General features: G+C 70.7%; 12 protein-coding genes. 8 read left to right on the forward strand and 4 right to left on the reverse strand.

Translation table 11 applies throughout. The features are described from left to right. Positions 1-65: 65 nt before the first annotated feature. The gene (locus AAIB33_RS14085; RefSeq protein ID WP_345800590.1) at positions 66-1,817 is read left to right on the forward strand and encodes a DUF5605 domain-containing protein; all 1,752 of its coding nucleotides are present in this window, start codon (positions 66-68) and stop codon (positions 1,815-1,817) included. A gap of 54 nt (positions 1,818-1,871) precedes the next feature. Here AAIB33_RS14085 and AAIB33_RS14090 read toward each other — a convergent pair whose 3' ends face one another. The 3 genes from AAIB33_RS14090 to AAIB33_RS14100 form a co-directional block, all read right to left on the reverse strand. After that, a complete protein-coding gene (locus tag AAIB33_RS14090) occupies positions 1,872-2,876 on the reverse strand; it encodes a LacI family DNA-binding transcriptional regulator (RefSeq protein ID WP_345800591.1) in 1,005 nt (334 codons plus the stop codon). An 81-nt stretch (positions 2,877-2,957) separates the two neighbouring features. Beyond that, a complete protein-coding gene (locus AAIB33_RS14095) occupies positions 2,958-5,780 on the reverse strand; it encodes a family 78 glycoside hydrolase catalytic domain (protein ID WP_345800592.1) in 2,823 nt (940 codons plus the stop codon). A 45-nt stretch (positions 5,781-5,825) separates the two neighbouring features. Beyond that, positions 5,826-8,504: a family 78 glycoside hydrolase catalytic domain gene (locus tag AAIB33_RS14100; protein WP_345800593.1), complete on the reverse strand. Its 2,679-nt coding sequence runs from the start codon at positions 8,502-8,504 to the stop codon at positions 5,826-5,828. Positions 8,505-8,757: 253 nt separating this feature from the next. Between AAIB33_RS14100 and AAIB33_RS14105 the strand changes: the two genes are divergently transcribed. From AAIB33_RS14105 to AAIB33_RS14115, 3 genes are all read left to right on the forward strand, one after another. After that, a complete protein-coding gene (locus tag AAIB33_RS14105; protein WP_345800594.1) occupies positions 8,758-10,083 on the forward strand; it encodes an ABC transporter substrate-binding protein in 1,326 nt (441 codons plus the stop codon). A gap of 81 nt (positions 10,084-10,164) precedes the next feature. Continuing rightward, complete coding sequence (locus AAIB33_RS14110) at positions 10,165-11,097, forward strand: sugar ABC transporter permease (protein ID WP_345800595.1); 933 nt, start codon at positions 10,165-10,167, stop codon at positions 11,095-11,097. A gap of 68 nt (positions 11,098-11,165) precedes the next feature. Beyond that, positions 11,166-12,002, forward strand: coding sequence for a carbohydrate ABC transporter permease (locus AAIB33_RS14115; protein ID WP_345803441.1), 837 nt, complete (start codon positions 11,166-11,168; stop codon positions 12,000-12,002). Positions 12,003-12,012: 10 nt separating this feature from the next. Here the strand turns inward: AAIB33_RS14115 and AAIB33_RS14120 are convergent, their stop codons facing one another. Further along, the gene (locus AAIB33_RS14120) at positions 12,013-12,795 is read right to left on the reverse strand and encodes a nucleotidyltransferase domain-containing protein (protein WP_345800596.1); all 783 of its coding nucleotides are present in this window, start codon (positions 12,793-12,795) and stop codon (positions 12,013-12,015) included. A gap of 170 nt (positions 12,796-12,965) precedes the next feature. Between AAIB33_RS14120 and AAIB33_RS14125 the strand changes: the two genes are divergently transcribed. From AAIB33_RS14125 to AAIB33_RS14140, 4 genes are all read left to right on the forward strand, one after another. Then, complete coding sequence (locus tag AAIB33_RS14125) at positions 12,966-13,358, forward strand: L-rhamnose mutarotase (RefSeq protein ID WP_345800597.1); 393 nt, start codon at positions 12,966-12,968, stop codon at positions 13,356-13,358. Beyond that, positions 13,355-14,521, forward strand: coding sequence for an L-rhamnose isomerase (rhaI, locus tag AAIB33_RS14130; RefSeq protein ID WP_345800598.1), 1,167 nt, complete (start codon positions 13,355-13,357; stop codon positions 14,519-14,521). The genes AAIB33_RS14125 and rhaI overlap by 4 nt, the downstream gene beginning before the upstream one ends. A 5-nt stretch (positions 14,522-14,526) precedes the next feature. Further along, entirely contained in the window at positions 14,527-15,402 is an 876-nt protein-coding gene (locus tag AAIB33_RS14135) for an alpha/beta hydrolase fold domain-containing protein (RefSeq protein ID WP_345800599.1), read from the forward strand. Positions 15,403-15,475: 73 nt separating this feature from the next. After that, on the forward strand, positions 15,476-17,512 hold the full coding sequence (locus AAIB33_RS14140) for a bifunctional aldolase/short-chain dehydrogenase (protein ID WP_345800600.1): 2,037 nt from the start codon (positions 15,476-15,478) through the stop codon (positions 17,510-17,512). Positions 17,513-17,597: the final 85 nt, after the last annotated feature.

Here is a 17,597-nt window from a genome sequence, read left to right on the forward strand (position 1 = left end):
GCGCCTCCGGCGCCGGCCGTCCGCCCGCGCCGAGCCCCGAAGCCACGACCCCCGAAAGGACCCCGATGTTCGACCGCCGCTCCACCTTCGGTGAAGCCCTCGACAACCCCGCTGCGCGCGCCGTCCTCGAGCGCCTGATGCCCGGCATCGCCGCGTCGCCCATGGCCACGCAGTTCCGCGACGGCCGGCTCGGCTCGCTCGTCGCGCTCGTCCCCGCGCTCGAGGACGAGGCGGCGCGCGCGCGGCTTTGGGAGGAGCTCGCCGAGATCGGCGACGACACGGATCGTCCGCCGTACGCTCCGGCCATCGCACCGAGCCCCGACTACGAGGGCGACGAGGTCCCGCGCGGGTCGGCATCCATCGTCCTCCCCGACGCCGTCACGAAGTGGGGCGTGCTCGAGGTGCGGTTCGAGGGTCCGTCGCACGGCAACCCGTTCGTCGACGTCGAGCTCGACGCCGTCTTCGTGAGGCCGGACGGCACCGAGGTGCGCGTGGGCGGCTTCTACGACGGCGACGGCGTCTACGCGGTGCGCGCGCTCGCCGACGCGGAGGGCGAGTGGAGGTTCGCGACCCGCTCGACGGCGCGCTCGCTCGACGGCCTCGAGGGCGTCGTCGCGGTCGGCGCCGTGCGTGACGGCGAGCATGGACCCGTCCGCGTCGACGGCTTCCACTTCCGGCACGCCGACGGCACGCGGCACGCGCCGCTCGGGACGACGGCGTACGCGTGGACGCACCAGCCCGAGGAGTTGCAGGAGCAGACCCTCGCGACGCTCGCCGAGGCGCCGTTCACCAAGATCCGCATGTGCCTCTTCCCCAAGTCGTACCTCTTCAACGCCAACGAGCCCCAGGACTTCGTCTTCGAGGGGTCGCTCGCGGACGGCTTCGACCTGACGCGATTCGACCCCGCGCACTTCCGGCGGCTCGAGCAGCGCATCGCGCAGCTGAACGCGCTCGGCATCCAGGCCGACCTCATCCTCTTCCACGCGTACGACCGGTGGGGCTTCGCCGACCTCGGTCCCGACGTCGACGAGCGGTACCTCCGCTACGTCGTCCGCCGGCTCGCGGCGTTCTCGAACGTCTGGTGGTCGATGGCCAATGAGTACGACCTGCTGTGGGCGAAGGACACGGCGGACTGGGAGCGTCTCGCTGAGATCGTCGGCGAGGAGGACCCCTTCGGGCACCTCAACTCGATCCACAACTGCCGACCGTTCTACGACTACTCGAAGCCGTGGATCACGCACGTCAGCGTGCAGCGCGTCGACGTCTACCGCACGGCGGAGAACACCGACGAGTGGCGCGAGCGCTGGGGCAAGCCCGTCGTGATCGACGAGTGCGCGTACGAGGGCGACATCGACCAGGGCTGGGGCAACATCACGGGTGAGGAGATGACCCGCCGCTTCTGGGAGGGCGCCGTCCGCGGCGGCTACGTCGGCCACGGCGAGACGTACCTCCCCGAGCCCGGCGCCGATGAGGTGCTGTGGTGGTCGAAGGGCGGCGCCCTGCAGGGCACCTCGCCCGACCGCATCGGGTTCCTGCGCGCGCTGCAGGCCGAGGCGCCCGAGGGCGTGTGGGACCCGCTCGTGTCGGACTGGGACATGCCATTCGGCGGCACCGACGACCACCGCATCGGCTACTTCGGCTTCAACCGGCCGCGCTTCCGCAACATCGTGCTGCCCGACGGGGACTGGACCGTCGACGTCATCGACACGTGGAACATGACCGTCGACCGCCTCGACGGCACCCGCTCGGGCACGGTGCGGGTCGAGCTTCCGGGCCGCCAGTACATGGCCGTGCGCCTCATCCGCGTCGACGCCTGACATCGCCCGCGGACGGAGCGCGTCTCGTCGCAGCGCTCCCGTCCGCGCGGCGTGTCAGCCCGCGGTGGACTCCCGCACGACGAGCTCGGGCTGGAACCGCACGGCGCGGTCGTGCAGCCCGCCCGGGTCGTCAAGCTCCTTGAGGAGCAGATCGACCGCGGAGTAGCCGATGAGGTGCGCTGGCTGGCGCACGGAGCTCAGCGGCACGACGGTCGCCGATGCGAAGTCGATGTCGTCGTAGCCGACGAGCGCGATGTCCTCGGGCACCCGCACGCCGCTCAGCAGGCTGAACGCCTGCAGCACGCCGACCGCCAGCAGGTCGTTGGCCGCGAAGACGGCGTCGGGCCGCTCGTCCAGCGGGCGCTCCCGCAGCCGCTCCCCCGCCGCGCGACCGCTCAGCACCGTCAGCGCGGGCGTCTCGACGACCTCGAGGGTCGCGCCGTCGACCTCGGCGACGGCGCGGCGAGCGCCCTCGAGCCGATCGGCGACCTGGCGGATCGACAGCGGCCCGCCGACGAAGACGAGTCGCCGCCGGCCGATCGCGAGCAGGTGCGCCGTCGCGAGGTAGCCGCCCTCGACGTCGTCGACCGCGACGGACGCGAAGGCGTCGCCCGCCACCTCGCGGTCGACCAGGATCACCGGGATGCCGCCGCCCTGCAGCCGCTCGAGAGGCCCCAGGTCGTCGGACGACGGCGTCACGAGCACGCCGTTCACCCGCTGCTCGCGGAACAGCTCGAGGTGGGCGTTCTGCCGCTCCTCGCGCTCGTCGCTGTTGACGAGGAGCACGCTCATGCCCTCCTCCGCGGCCCGGTCTTCGGCGCCGCGCGCCACCTCGGCGAAGAACGGGTTGCCGACGTCGAGCACGACGAGCCCGATGCTGCGGCTGCGGCCGGCCCGCAGCTGACGTGCGGCGTCGTTGCGCACGAAGCCGAGCTCTGCGATGGCCTGCATGACGCGCTCCACCGTCGCCGGCGAGACCTTCGCCGGGCGGTTGAGCACGTTCGAGACAGTGCCCACCGACACGGATGCCGCTGCGGCGACATCGCGCACGCTCACCATCGCCTCATCCTCTCGTCCCCCAGCCGATCATCGCGAGTGTAGGGCACGGGGCGCTCGCGCGTCCCGTGCCCCGTCTCGCTGCTACGCACGCGCACCGGCCCGCTCGGCGTTCAGCGCCGCCAGGCGGTCGGCGACCGCCCGCTGCAGGCCGGGGCCCGTCTGGTGGAAGATCGCCTCGCTGAGCTCGCGGCCCGGGATCCACTCGGTCTTCGTGCGGAAGGCCAGCGCCGCGGCCGGCTTGCCCTCCTCGAGCACCTCGACGATCGCCCGGTACGCCTCGGGGTCGTCGATGACGTCCGCGAGGCTCGAGTCGAGCCCGATCGGCGCCGGCGTCGCCGGCGTCGCCTGGTCCGGCACCTCCCACGAGTGCGTGCCCGAGCTGACCTCGTGCGTCGCCCCGTCCGGCAGCACGACGGTCGCAGTCGTGTTCGGCGGCACGAGGGCCTCCACCCGCAAGACGCCGTCGGCGCGCGTCCATCCCGCCGCGGCGCGGCCGTAGGGCGTGAGGTGCTCCGCCCGCGCCGAGTCGAACCCCGCCAGCGGCCGGGGCTCGATGCGGAGGCGCTCGTACCCCGGCGCGTCGGGCGCGAGACCCGCGACCACCCGGTGCAGCCAGTCGGCGATCGCACCCAGGGCGTAGTGGTTGAACGACGTCATCTGCCCGGGGTTGATCGTCCCGTCGGGGAGCATCGAGTCCCAGCGCTCCCAGATCGTCGTCGCACCCATCGTCACGGGGTAGAGCCACGACGGGTTCTCGGTCTGCACGAGCAGGCGCCGCGCCGTCTCGAGGTGGCCCGTCCGGGTGAGGGCGTCCTGGATGATCGGCGTGCCGACGAAGCCCGTGCCGATGCGGTAGCCCGATCGGCGTGTGAGCTCGGCCAGCCGGTCGCCCAGCACGGGCTGCTGCTCGGCGGGAGCGATGTCGAACACGATCGCCATGGCGTACGCGGTCTGGGCGTCGGACACCATTCGGCCCGAGGGCGTGACGTACTCGGCGAGGAACGCCGCGCGTACCTCCTCGGCGAGCGCGGCGTACTCCGTCGCGTCGGCGTCGTCACCCAGGAGCGCCGCCGCGCGGGCGACCGCGTCGGTCGAGCGGTACAGGTAGGCGCTCGCGACGATGTCCGCGTGCGTCTTCGCCTTGGCCGGATAGTCCGGCGGCGCGTCGGGATCGAGCCAGTCGCCGAACTGGAAGCGCCCCTCCCAGAGCCGGCGCGGGCCGGCGATGTCGAGCAGCACGTCGGTCCAGGCCTTCATGCTGCCGTATTGGCGGGCGAGCGTCGCGGTGTCGCCGTAGCGCTCGTGGAGCACCCAGGGCACGATCGTGGCGGCGTCGCCCCACGCGGCAGCCGGGCGGGCAGGGATGACGCTCGGCACGACGAACGGCACGACGCCGTCGGCATCCTCCTGCTCGATCGCCAGGTCGCGCAGCCACGAGTCGAGGAACCCGCGCACGTCGTAGAGGAAGCTCGCGGTCGGCGCGAACACCTGGATGTCGCCCGTCCAGCCCAGTCGCTCATCGCGCTGCGGGCAGTCGGTCGGCACGGACAGGAAGTTGCCCCGCAGACCCCACACGACGTTCTCGTGCAGGCGGTCGACGAGAGGATCGGATGTCTCGAACCAGCCCGTCCGCTCCATGTCGGAATGGATGACGACCGCCGTGATGTCGGCGGGGTCGAGCTCGCCGGGCCATCCGGAGACCTCGGCGTAGCGGAAGCCGTGGAAGGTGAACTCGGGCTCCCACTCCTCGACGCCCGCACCCGAGAGCGTGTAGTGGTCGGTGGCCGCGGCCTGCCGGAGCGGACGCGTGCCGAGTTCCCCGTGCTCGAGCACCTCGGCATGGCGGAGCGTGACGACGGTGCCCGCGGGTCCGCTCACGCGCAGGCGGAGGCGTCCGACGAGGTTCTGACCGAAGTCGAGCACCGTCCTGCCCGCCGGCGTCGTGATGACCTCGACGACCGGCAGCTCCTCGATGCGCCGCACGAAGGGCGAGACGCGGGCCTCGGGCTCGACGAGCGGTTCCCGGACGTCGACCGGATGCCAGTCCCCGTCGTCGAAGCCGGGCTCGGCGAAGCCGCGCCCCGAACCGTCGACGAGCGCCAGGCGCGCGTCGTAGCTCTCGCCGGCGTACAGCCCGCTCTCGACGAGCGGCCCGGTCGACGACCGCCACGAGGCGTCCGTCGCCACGAGCTGCGTCGAGCCGTCGGCGTACTCGACGAGCAGCTGCCCCGCGAACCGGGGCTGATCGCCGTAGATGCGGACGGCGTTCTCGCGGAAGCCGAACCGCTCCGTGCCCCACGCGCCCGCGAGCCGCACGCCGATCGCGTTGCGGCCCGGCGCCAGCAGGTCCGTCACGTCGGTCGTCTCGTGGATCGTGCGGCGCAGGTACGGGGTCCAGCCGGGCTTCATGACCTGGTCGTCGACGTCGGTGCCGTTGACCGCCGCCTGGTACACGCCGACGGCCGTCGCGTAGAGCGTGGCCCGGCGCACGTCGCCGGTCACGTCGAACTCCGCGCGCAGGCAGCCGGGCTGGGCATCGGCCTCGGGGGCGGCGAGGCCGATCGTCGCGGCCCGCCATTCCCCGTCGCCGAGGAAGCCGGCGACGATCCGCCGGGGCTCGCTCCACTCGCCCGCGAGACCGTCCTCGCCCGTGACTCGGACCCGCAGCGTCACCTCCTCGCGGGGCGAGAGCGCGGCGAACGGCCACGCGACCTGGGTCGAGGTGCGGCCCTCGACGGTGTGCGACTCCGTGCCGCCGGCCCGTTCGAGCGAGAGCTCGGCGCGCGCCTGCATCCAGCCGGCGGCGTCGGTCTCGGTGATCCAGCCGATCGCCGGGGTGGGCGACGGGACGACGTCGCTGCGGTAGGGGGCTTCGATGACGACGCGAGGCGTCGGGTGACTCATGGCACTCCTCTGTGCTGATCGTGGTTTCGTGACGAGGCTGTGGGCTCAGACGGAGACGGTCTCCGGCTGGGCGAGTGCGGGCGCCGTGACGAGGAGGCGGTGGGTGCCGTGGCCGAGCTCGGCGGGCGCGGGCGCGCCGTCGACGGTCACGGTCGAGGCATCCGTGACGGGAAGATCCAGCTCCGCGACGGCGCCGAACGGCACCTCGAGGGTGGCCGAGAACTCCTCGCCCTCGACGCGCCAGTCGATCGCGAGCCGGCCGAGCGGCGTGTCGATCGACGCGGCGGCATGGTCGAGGGATGCCGCAGGCCGCGGCGCGACGCGCACGCGCCGGTATCCGGGGGCGGCGGGCGCGAGACCTGCGACCGTGCGGTAGACCCAGTCGATCATCGCGCCGTAGGCGTAGTGGTTGAAGGACAGCATGCTGCCCTCCTCGCGGTCGGCTTCCTCGCTCGGCAGTGCGTCCATCGCACCGGAGTGGATGCTGCCGTCGGGGAGGATCGCGTCCCAGCGCTCCCACACCGTCGTCGCGCCGCGGTCGACCTGGTAGAGCCACGACGGCGCCTCGCGGCGCAGCACCATGAGGTAGGCCTCGTCGAGGTGCCCCGAGTTCGACAGCGCGAAGAGCACGAGCGGCGTGCCGAGGAAGCCCGTCGCGATGCGGCCGTTCTCCTGCCGGACGCTCGCCGCGAGGCCGTCGGCGATCTCCTCCCGCCGGCCCTCGGGAGCGAGCCCGAACTCGAGCGCGAGCGCGGCTCCGGTCTGGGTCGTGATCGCCTCCTCGCCCCAGCGCGCGAACGTGGCCTCCGCGACGCGGGCGGCGAGCGCGTCGTACTCGTCGGCCCGGGCCCGGTCGCCGACGATCCGCTCCGCCTCGGCGAGGAGGCGGGCGGAGCGCACGTAGAAGGCGTTCGCGACGTAGTCGCTCGACACCTTCGCCTCCCACGGCCGGTCGGCGGGCGCATCGGGGTCGAGCCAATCGCCGTACTGGAACGGCTCCGTCGGCAGCACGACGTCGTCGCCCGCGCGGCGGCGCAGGTGCTCGACCCAGCGGCGCATGCTGTCCAGCTGACGCGCGAGCACCTCGGTCGAGCCGTACGACTCGTACACGGCGAGCGGCACGATCGTGGCGGCATCCGCCCATCCCGCCCGGCCCATGTTCTCGGTCGGGACGCCGCCCATGAGCATGTCCTGCCGGCGGATGATGTCGGGCACGACGGAGGCGACGCCGCCCTCGTCGGTCTGGTCGATCTCGAGGTCGCGCAGCCACGAGACCCAGAAGGCCTCCGAGTCGACCAGGGTCGCCGCCGTCGCGGCGAAGGCCTGCGCGTCGCCCGTCCAGCCGAGGCGCTCGTCGCGCTGCGGGCAGTCGGTCGGCACCGAGACGAAGTTGTCCCGCTGCGACCAGAAGACGTTCGAATGGAAGCGGTCGAGCGCATCGTGCGAGGAGCTGAAGGTGCTGCGCACAGGGAGGTCGCTCGAGATGGCGACCGCGACCGCCGATACGACGTCGGCGCCCTCCACGTCGGCGTAGCGGAACCCGTGGAACGTGAACGCGGGCTCGAGCGTGTGCTCGCCGTCGCGGTCCAGCGTGTAGGCGTCGGTCGCCTTCGCCGAGCGCAGCGCCTTGACGTGCAGGTCGCCGGAGGGCTCGAGCACCTCGGCGTGCCGGACGGTGACGACGTCGCCCGCGCGGCCGCGGACGACGAGGCGCACCCAGCCCGAGATGTTCTGGCCCGAATCCAGCTGCGTCCGGCCCTCGTGCCTCGACGGCGTCATCGGCAGCTCGGCGACGACCCGCACGGGCGGAGCGGAGCGCGGTGCGAAGAGCGACAGGTCGGCGTCGATCACGTCGACGTCACGCCAGCCCTCGCCCGCGAAGCCGGGCTCGTGCACGGCGAGGTCGTGGAGCGTCAGGTCGATCGTGGTGCCGTCGTAGAGGCTCGCGGTGCGGATGGCGCCGAAGCCGCCCTGCCACGAGGCATCCGTCACGAGGATCGTCTCACCGTCCGCCTCGAGCTGAGCGAGAGCCCCGGAGCGGTCGCCGTAGATCTCGGTACGGCGCGCGAAGCCGAAGCTGCCCCGGTACCAGCCGTCGGCGACGGCGAGCACGACGACGTTCGTCCCCGCGCGGAGGAGCGCAGTGACGTCGAGCGTGTCGACGAGGATGCGGCCCTGATACGACGTCCACCCCGGCGTGAGGTGCGCATCGGTCGCGCGGACGCCGTTGATCCAGGCGTCGACGAGTCCCAGCGCCGAGAGTCGCAGGCGAGCGGATGCCGGCGGTGCGACCAGCTCGAACTCCCGGCGCAGCAGCTGCGCGGGCCCGTCGATCTCGCTCGGGATGCCGATGACCGACGCCTCGAGATCCGCGCCCTCGACGCCGGCCTCGACGACGAGGGGCTCGCTCCACCCGGTCCATCCCGCGGGCGTCGCGACGCGGACCGCGAAGACCCGCCGCTCCCGCGAGGCGAGGTCGACGCCGGCCGGCACACCGGTCAGCCGGTCGGATGCGACGGGGTCGAGCTCTTCGAGGGAGGCATCCTCGTGTCCCGTCGCGAACTGGTAGCCGATCGGGCTCGCGCCGGGATCGTCGCTCTCCGCCCTCCAGCTCAGCCGCAGCCCGGTGCGCGGGACGCCCAGAAGGCCGTGCCCGTGCTGAGTGCGCAGGCCGACGACCCGCGTGCGGGAGTCGGATGCCGTGGTGGAGGGAAGCGCCGTCATGAGAGTTGCCTGTCCTTTCGAGCGGAGCGTCCTCGCTCCGCGCACGTCAATCGTGAAACGATTCAGGGTCCAGTGTCAACCGTTCCACGCCGCGTTACCGATTTGTGACACATCGAGTTGGTAGATCGGTTGACGAACGGCACGGAAGCGACGTACCGTACGAACGTTGAATGGTTTCAAACCTTCAACGCAGCAAGGGATTCCGGCAGCGTGGGCGGATGGACCGCTCGGCTTTACAAGGAGGTAAAGGATGATGAGTTCTTCTTCCCGGAGACTGCTCACGATCACGGCAGGAGCCATCGTGCTCGCCGTGCCACTGGCCGCGTGCAGCGGCGGTGGCGGTGGATCGAGCTCCGGCGGCAAGACCGAGATCTCGTATCTGACGCAGAGCGACGACGCCAACACGTCACAGGCGAAGGCGCTCATCGCGGCCTTCGAGAAGGCCAACCCCGACATCTCGGTCAAGCTCGAGACGCAGCCCGGCGGCACCGAGGGCGACAACCTCATGAAGACGAAGCTCTCGACGGACTCGATGAACGACGTCTTCCACTACAACTCGGGCTCCCTCATGCAGGCGCTCAACCCCGACCAGACGCTCGTGAACCTGAGCGATGAGGACTGGGTCAAGAGCCTGACCGACGACTTCAAGCAGGTCGTCTCGACCGACAACGGGCTCTACGGCGCTCCGTGGGGCACCTCGTTCGCCGGCGCCGTCCTGTACAACAAGAAGGTCTACGAGCAGCTCGGGCTCCAGGTTCCGACGACGTGGGACGAGTTCATCGCCAACAGCGAGAAGATCAAGTCCGACGGCGGCGGCATCGCCCCGATCCTGCAGTCGTTCGGCGACACGTGGACGAGCCAGCTCTTCGTCCTCGGCGACTTCGCGAACGTGACCGCCCAGAACCCCGACTGGGCCAAGGAGTACACCGCCAACGACCCGAAGGCGAAGTACGTCGAGGAGCCCGCGTATGAAGGGTTCGCGCACGGCGCCGAGGTCTTCGAGAAGGGCCTCCTGAACGAGGACTTCGCCTCGATGACCAACGCGCAGGCGATGGACGCCCTCGCGAACGGCAAGGGTGCGCAGTACCCGATCCTGTCGGCGAACATCTCCCAGGTGCAGCAGGACAACCCCGACAAGGTGAACGACATCGGCGTGTTCGCTCTGCCCGCCGCCAACGCGGATGACACCTCGATCACGATGTGGCAGCCGAACGCGATCTACATCCCCAAGACGACGGAGGGCGACAAGCTCGACGCCGCCAAGAAGTTCGTCGCCTTCGCCAACTCGAAGGAAGGCTGCGACGTCCAGAACAAGGGCGGCTCGATCGCCGGTCCGTACGTGACGAGCGAGTGCACGCTGCCCAGCGACGTCCCGGCCCTCGTGAACGACATCCAGAAGTACTTCGACGACAAGAAGACCGGCTCCGCGCTCGAGTTCCTCTCCCCCATCAAGGGGCCGAACCTCGAGAACATCACCGTGGCGGTGGGCTCCGGCATCACTCCTCCGAAGGACGGCGCCCAGCAGTACGACGACGACGTCAAGAAGCAGGCCCAGCAGCTCGGGCTCTCGGGCTGGTGAGCCCGCGCCGGATCTGCTGAACTCACCATCATCGGGGCCGGCGGCGAACCGCCGCCGGCCCCCGCTCGAAGAGGAGTGATCATGACGACCGCCGTCGCACAGACCGGAGCGGCACCGCCCGCGGCCGGAACGCCGAAGACAGGCAAGAAGCGGAAGGGCATCAAGAGCCCGTATCCAAGCTGGTTCTACATCCCCGCAGGGGTGCTTTTCCTCATCTTCTTCGCGATCCCGACGTTCTCGTCGTTCTATTTCTCACTGACGCGCTGGACGCTGTTCAACGTCCAGTTCATCGGCTTCGACAACTTCGTGCAGTTCTTCCAGGAGCCGCAGCTCGTCCAGGCCTTCATCAACACCTTCATCTACGGCTTCGTTACGTCGGCCGCGAAGGTCGTCCTCGGCCTCGCCCTCGCCCTGCTGCTCACGGGCCCGATCCTCGGACGCGGCTACCTGCGCGCCGTGATCTTCTTCCCCGTCCTGGTCTCGACGATCGGCATCGGCTTCACGTTCAAGGCGCTGCTCGACCCGTTCCACGGCATCGTGAACAACGTCCTCGGCTTCCTGCACCTGCCGCAGCCCGGCTGGTACACCGACCCGAACCTCGCGCTTCTCACGGTCGCCGCCGTCGACGTCTGGAAGGGCGTCGGCATCGCGACGCTGATCTTCATGGCCGGCATCGTCGCCATCCCCGCGGAGTACTTCGAGGCCGCCCGCATGGACGGCGCGGGCGCATGGTCGGTCTTCCGAAACATCACGCTGCCGCTCGTGCGCCCCGCGACGGCGACCGTCATCATCCTGTCGCTCATCGGCGGCCTGCGATCGTTCGACCTCATCTGGGCCATGACCAAGGGCGGCCCCGGCTTCACGAGCGACGTCATCGCGTCGGTGATCTACAAGCAGTACCAGGCGGGCTTCTTCGGCCTGTCGACCGCCGGCAACGTCATCCTGTTCGTCGTGGTGGCCGCCATCATGGTGCCGGTCTCCATGTTCCTCAACAGAAGGCAGGCGGAACTGTGACCGTCACCGAAGCTCTCATCACGGCCGACGAGCGCGTCCGCCGCGCCCGCAAGGCCGACCGCCGGCCGATGACCTTCCGCCGCTGGACGCGCAAGTACCTCGTCGGGATCATCGCGATCATCGTCTCGATCGTGGTCTTCATCGTGCCCTTCACCTTCGTGGTCCTCGAGGCCGCGAAGAACCCCAAGGAAGCCGGCCTCGTCCAGTTCACCCTCCCCACCGACTGGCAGCTGTGGCAGAACTTCGTCACCGTCGCGACGGCCGACGATTACCGGCTCGTCTGGGCGTTCTTCAACAGCCTGATCCTCACGACCGTGAGCGTCGCCATCATGGTCGTCTTCGCCGCGATGGTCGGCTACGTGCTGCAGCGCAAGCCCAGCAAGTGGAACGGCGTCATCAACTTCTTCGTGCTCGCCGCGCTCATCGTGCCGCCGGCGGTCGTGCCGACGATCTGGGTGCTGCAGGGCGTGGGACTGTTCAAGACGCTCCCCGGCCTGATCCTCGTCGAGGCGACGTTCGGCCTCGCCTTCTGCATCCTGCTCTTCCGGGCATTCGTGGCGACCATCCCGAAGGAGCTCGACGAGGCCGCGATCATCGACGGCGCGGGGCCCATCCGCCTCTTCTTCGGGGTGGTCCTGCCGCTGCTGCGTCCCGTGATCGTCACCGTGATCGTCGTGCAGGCCGTCAACGTGTTCAACAACTTCCAGAACCCGCTGTACTTCCTGCCGGGGAGCAACACGCCCACCGTCCAGCTCGGTCTCTACAACTACCAGAGCCAGTCCGTCAGCCAGTTCAACCTGCTGTTCATGTACGTGCTGCTCGTCACGATCCCCCCGCTGATCATGTACATCATCTTCAACCGGCAGATCGTCGCGGGCATGACGAGCGGCGCCATCAAGGGCTGACGTGCAGCGGTCACCAGAACTCCGCGGGCACCGTCCCGCGGAGCCATGCGAGCTCGTTGTCGCGGATGAAGGTCGACAGCGCTTCGTCCGGGGCGAGCGGTGCGGGGAGCAGCTCCTCGAGGAGCCGCAGCAGCACCTCGGCGTCCTCGAGGCGCGGGTCGGAGACCACTCGGTCCCACGCCTCGAGGAAGCCGCGCGGCGTGTCGACGGTGCGCACGAGGGCCGAGATGTACTTCGGGCCGGGCATCAGCACATGGGATGCCGCGAGCGCGGCGCGCGCGGCCGCGAGCGCGAGATGCAGCCCGGCGTGCCGGCGCAGGAACTCGTCGCCCCGCTCGACGGCCTGGCGCAGGAAGTAGCCGCCGTAGAGCCTGGCCTGGGCGACGTGCGACCGCACCCGCTCGTCCCACGCGCCGGCGGGGAGCTCGACGATGCGGCGAATGGTCTCGTCGAGTCCGGGCACGGCGCTCCAGGCGATGCGCGCGCCGAGGAAGGACGCGCGCGTCGGGTCGTCGGCGCTCTCGATGGCGCGTGCGAGGTAGGCGGGGCTCGCGAGCTTCACGTCGATGTACGAGCCGGGGTAGTCGAGGCCCCATCGATCGACCCACGCGAAGCGTCCGGCCGCGGTCTCGGCGTCGAAGCGCTCCTCGTCGACGACGTAGTAGACGTCGACGTCCGACCCCTCCCGCTCCCGCCCCTGAGCGACCGACCCGACGAGGATCACCGCGAGCGCGCCGTCCTCTGCTCGCACGGCGTCGACGTACGCGGCGAGCGCGTCCTCCTGGTGCTGCACGGCTGCTCCTTCGCATCGGACCGGTCCGCCCCACGCTATCGATCGAGGGCGCGCGTCTCGTCGAGGACGTCCTGGCAAGCGCGTTCCGGGTTGCGCGCCAGCCCGGCATCCCTTATCGTTGAAACGATTCATAATCTTCACGGGACCGACGCGCGGAAGGACGACCCTCGATGACGAGCACCGCCCCCACCCGGGTCTGCTTCCAGCTGCAGATCCGGCCCGAGCTCCTCGACGAGTACGTCGCTCGCCACACGCCTGTATGGCCCGAGATGCTCGCCGAGATCGCCGCCTCCGGGCGGCGCAACTACTCCCTGTTCCTCGGCGAGGGCGGCCGGCTGATCGGCTACTACGAGACCGACGACGACGCGGCCGCGCAGGCCTACCTCGCTGCATCCCCCGTCGCCGCCCGCTGGGAGGCCGAGATGGCCCGCTTCTTCCTCGGCCTGGACGGCCGCCCCGATCAGGCCGCGACACCCCTCGCCGAGATCTTCAACCTGCACGACCAGCTCGCCAGCGCCGGCGAGGCATCCCACCCCCTCAACGAAGAAAGCGACGCATCGTGAGCATCCTCTCCTCAGAAGTCCTGTCCGAACTCGAGCTGCAGGGCATCGAGCTGCCGTCCTGGGCCTTCGGCAACTCCGGCACGCGCTTCCGCGTGTTCGCCACGGCCGGCACGCCGCGCGACCCCTACGAGAAGATCGCGGATGCCGCGAAGGTCAACGAGTTCACCCGGCTCGCGCCGAGCGTCGCCCTGCACATCCCGTGGGACAAGGTCGATGACTACGCCGACCTGCGCCGCCACGCGGAAGACCTCGGCGTCGCCCTCGGCACGATCAACTCCAACACGTTCCAGGACGAGGACTACAAGTTCGGCGCCCTCACGCACCACGACGACCGCATCCGCCGCAAGGCCATCGACCACCACCTCGAGTGCATCGACATCATGGATGCCACGGGCTCGCGCGACCTCAAGATCTGGCTCGCCGAGGGCTCCAACTACCCCGGCCAGGGCGACATGCGCGCACGCCAGGACCGCCTCCAGGACTCGCTGCAGACGATCTACGCGCGCCTCGGCGAGGAGCAGCGCCTCGTGCTCGAGTACAAGTTCTTCGAGCCGGCGTTCTACCACACCGACGTCCCGGACTGGGGAACGTCCTACGCGCAGGTCGCCGCCCTCGGCGACAAGGCGATGGTGTGCCTCGACACCGGCCACCACGCGCCCGGCACCAACATCGAGTTCATCGTCATGCAGCTCCTGCGTCTGGGGAAGCTCGGCTCGTTCGACTTCAACTCGCGCTTCTACGCCGACGACGACCTCATCGTGGGCTCGGCCGATCCGTTCCAGCTGTTCCGCATCATCTTCGAGGTCGTGCGCGGCGGGGGCCTCAACAACCCCGACGTGGCCTTCATGCTCGACCAGTGCCACAACATCGAGGACAAGATCCCCGGCCAGATCCGCTCGGTGCTCAACGTCCAGGAGATGACGGCGCGCGCCCTCCTCGTCGACCGCGAGGCCCTCGCCGCGGCGCAGCAGGCCAACGATGTGCTCGCGGCGAACGCCGTGTTCATGGACGCCTTCTACACCGACGTGCGCCCGGCGCTCGCCGAGTGGCGCGAGTCGCGGGGCCTGGCCGCCGACCCGATGGCCGCCTACGCCGCCTCCGGCTACCAGCAGCAGATCGCCGCCGACCGCGTGGGCGGCGTCCAGGCGGGCTGGGGCGCGTAAGCGCGATGGCCGATCCGTACTCCGCCGCCGACGGGCTCGTGCGCGTCTATCCCGCGCGCGAGCCCGACGGCTCGGGACTCGTCTGGGCCCACGGCGGCGGGTTCGCCGCCGGCGACCTCGACATGCCCGAGGCCGACTGGGTCGCCCGCTCGATCGCGACCCGCGGCACGACTGTCGTGTCGGTCGACTACCGGCTCGCACCCCTCCCCGCCTCGTGGAGCCCGGACGGCGCGGAACGACCCGGACACCACTACCCGGCGGGATCCGACGACATCCTCGCGGCGTGGTCGTGGACGCTCGACAACGCGGCCCGCCTGCGCATCGACACCACGCGCCTCGCCCTCGGCGGTGCGAGCGCGGGGGCGAACCTCGTGACGGGAGCGGTGCTCAGGATGCCGTCCGCCGGCGTCGCCGCGCGGCCCGCGCTCCTCGTGCTGGCGTACCCGACGCTGCTCGCGCAGCAGCCCGCCCCGGACGCCGCGCTGCGCGCCGCGCTCGACGCCGACCCCGAGGCCGATCACTTCGGCCCCGAGGCGGTGCGCGGCATGTACGAGAACTACCTCGGAGGCCCAATCGCCGGAGCGCCGCTCGCGGCGATCCCCGGCCTCGCCACCCCGGCCGACCTCGCGGAGTTCCCGCCGACGCTCATGATCAACGGCGAGGTCGACGAGCTGCGCGTCTCGGGCGAGCTCTTCGCCGCGACACTGGCCGCGGCCGGCCGCGACGTCGAGGCGGTCACGGAGCGGGGGACGACGCACGGCCACCTGAACCGTCCGGCCGAGGCCGCGGCATCCCTCTCCATCGACCGCATCCGAGCCCGCCTCGCCGCCCTCCCGACCGACTCACCCGCCTTCCCGACCAGCCGAGTCGCCACTTCCTGACCCGACCCGGCGCCCGGTCGCCACCTCCTCCGGCGACTCGCCGACACCCACTCCAGAGCTAGGACCCACGAACATGACGAACCCCGCCGCCGCCGACCTCATCGCGCGCAGCAATCGCCTGGGCGCCGACCCGAAGAACACGAACTACGCGGGCGGCAACACGTCCGCGAAGGGCACCGAGACCGACCCCGTGACGGGCGAGCCCGTCGAGCTGCTGTGGGTCAAGGGCTCGGGCGGAGACCTCGGCACGCTGAAGGAGTCGGGCCTCGCGGTGCTCCGCCTCGATCGCCTGCGCTCGCTCGTGAGCGTCTACCCCGGCGTCGACCGCGAGGACGAGATGGTCGCCGCGTTCGACTACTGCCTGCACGGCAAGGGCGGCGCCGCCCCGTCGATCGACACCGCGATGCACGGCCTCGTCGATGCGCCGCACGTCGACCACCTGCATCCCGACTCGGGCATCGCGATCGCGACGGCCGCCGACGGAGAGGAGCTCACGTCGACGATCTTCGGCGACAAGGTCGTGTGGGTGCCGTGGCGCCGCCCCGGCTTCCAGCTGGGCCTGGACATCGCCGAGATCAAGGCCGCCAACCCGGCCGCGATCGGCTGCATCCTCGGCGGACACGGCATCACGGCGTGGGGCGACACCTCCGACGAGGCCGAGCAGAACTCGCTCTGGATCATCGACACCGCCGCCGCGTACATCGCCGAGCACGGCAAGGCGGAGCCGTTCGGCGCCGTCGTCCCGGGCTTCGAGGCCCTGCCCGAGGCCGAGCGCCGCGCGAAGGCCGCCGCTCTCGCCCCGACGATCCGCGGGATCGCGTCGCACGACAAGCCCATGGTCGGTCACTTCACCGACTCCGACGTCGTGCTCGACTTCCTCTCCCGCGAGAAGCTCGCCCCCCTCGCGGCACTCGGCACGAGCTGCCCCGACCACTTCCTGCGCACGAAGGTCAAGCCGCTCGTGCTCGACCTCCCCGCCACCGCCAGCGTCGAGGAGTCGATCGCGCGGCTGAAGGAGCTGCACGAGGAGTATCGCGCCGACTACCAGGCCTACTACGACGCGTACGCGACCGACCAGTCCCCCGCGATCCGGGGCGCCGACCCGCTGATCGTCCTCGTCCCGGGCGTCGGCCAGTTCTCGTTCGGTGCGAACAAGCAGACCGCGCGCGTCGCGGGCGAGTTCTACATCAACGCGATCAACGTCATGCGCGGCGCGGAGGCCCTCTCGACCTACACGCCGATCTCCGACGAGGAGAAGTTCCGCATCGAGTACTGGGCGCTGGAAGAGGCCAAGCTGCAGCGGATGCCGAAGCCCAAGACGCACCAGGGCCGCATCGCGTTCGTCACCGGCGCCGCCTCCGGCATCGGCAAGGCGATCGCGACGCGCCTCGCCGCCGAGGGCGCGTGCGTCGTCGTCGCCGACCTCGACCTCGAGAAGGCGCAGGCCGCCGCCGCTGACCTCGGCAGCACCGATGTCGCGATCGGCGTCGCGGCTAACGTCGCCGACGCCGAGGGCGTCCAGGCCGCGATCGACGCGACGCTCCTCGCGTTCGGCGGCATCGACCTCGTCGTCAACAACGCCGGCCTGTCCCTCTCCAAGCCGCTGCTGGAGACGACCGAGAAGGACTGGGACCTGCAGCACGACGTCATGGCCAAGGGCTCGTTCCTCGTCTCGAAGGCGGCCGCGAAGGCGCTCATCGAGCAGGGCCTGGGCGGCGACATCATCTACATCTCGTCGAAGAACTCCGTCTTCGCCGGCCCCAATAACATCGCGTACTCGGCGACGAAGGCCGACCAGGCCCACCAGGTGCGCCTCCTCGCGGTCGAGCTGGGCGAGTACGGCGTGCGGGTCAACGGCATCAACCCCGACGGCGTCGTGCGCGGCTCCGGCATCTTCGCCTCCGGCTGGGGCGCCAACCGCGCCGCGACGTACGGCGTGAAGGAAGAAGACCTCGGCCAGTTCTACGCCAACCGCACGATCCTCAAGCGCGAGGTCGTGCCCGAGAACGTCGCCGACGCCGTCTTCGTGCTGACCGGCCCCGAGCTCAGCCGCACCACGGGCCTGCACATCCCCGTCGACTCCGGCGTCGCCGCCGCCTTCCTCCGATGATGGGTGCCCATCGGCCAGAGCCCGTGCTCTCACCGAAAGCCCCCGTCATTTCCGTCCACAGCGTGGGCGCTCGGCGAGAGCACGG

The sequence above is a fragment of the Microbacterium sp. AZCO genome (assembly GCF_039614715.1).
Lineage (GTDB): Bacteria > Actinomycetota > Actinomycetes > Actinomycetales > Microbacteriaceae > Microbacterium.

Coding starts and splice junctions, on each gene's coding strand:
- AAIB33_RS14140 (WP_345800600.1), top strand. CDS start 15,476: ATGACGAACCCCGCCGCCGCCGACCTCATCGCGCGCAGCAATCGCCTG.
- AAIB33_RS14135 (WP_345800599.1), top strand. CDS start 14,527: ATGGCCGATCCGTACTCCGCCGCCGACGGGCTCGTGCGCGTCTATCCC.
- AAIB33_RS14115 (WP_345803441.1), top strand. CDS start 11,166: ATGACCTTCCGCCGCTGGACGCGCAAGTACCTCGTCGGGATCATCGCG.
- AAIB33_RS14105 (WP_345800594.1), top strand. CDS start 8,758: ATGAGTTCTTCTTCCCGGAGACTGCTCACGATCACGGCAGGAGCCATC.
- AAIB33_RS14125 (WP_345800597.1), top strand. CDS start 12,966: ATGACGAGCACCGCCCCCACCCGGGTCTGCTTCCAGCTGCAGATCCGG.
- AAIB33_RS14095 (WP_345800592.1), bottom strand. CDS start 5,780: ATGAGTCACCCGACGCCTCGCGTCGTCATCGAAGCCCCCTACCGCAGC.
- AAIB33_RS14110 (WP_345800595.1), top strand. CDS start 10,165: ATGACGACCGCCGTCGCACAGACCGGAGCGGCACCGCCCGCGGCCGGA.
- AAIB33_RS14085 (WP_345800590.1), top strand. CDS start 66: ATGTTCGACCGCCGCTCCACCTTCGGTGAAGCCCTCGACAACCCCGCT.
- AAIB33_RS14090 (WP_345800591.1), bottom strand. CDS start 2,876: ATGGTGAGCGTGCGCGATGTCGCCGCAGCGGCATCCGTGTCGGTGGGC.
- AAIB33_RS14100 (WP_345800593.1), bottom strand. CDS start 8,504: ATGACGGCGCTTCCCTCCACCACGGCATCCGACTCCCGCACGCGGGTC.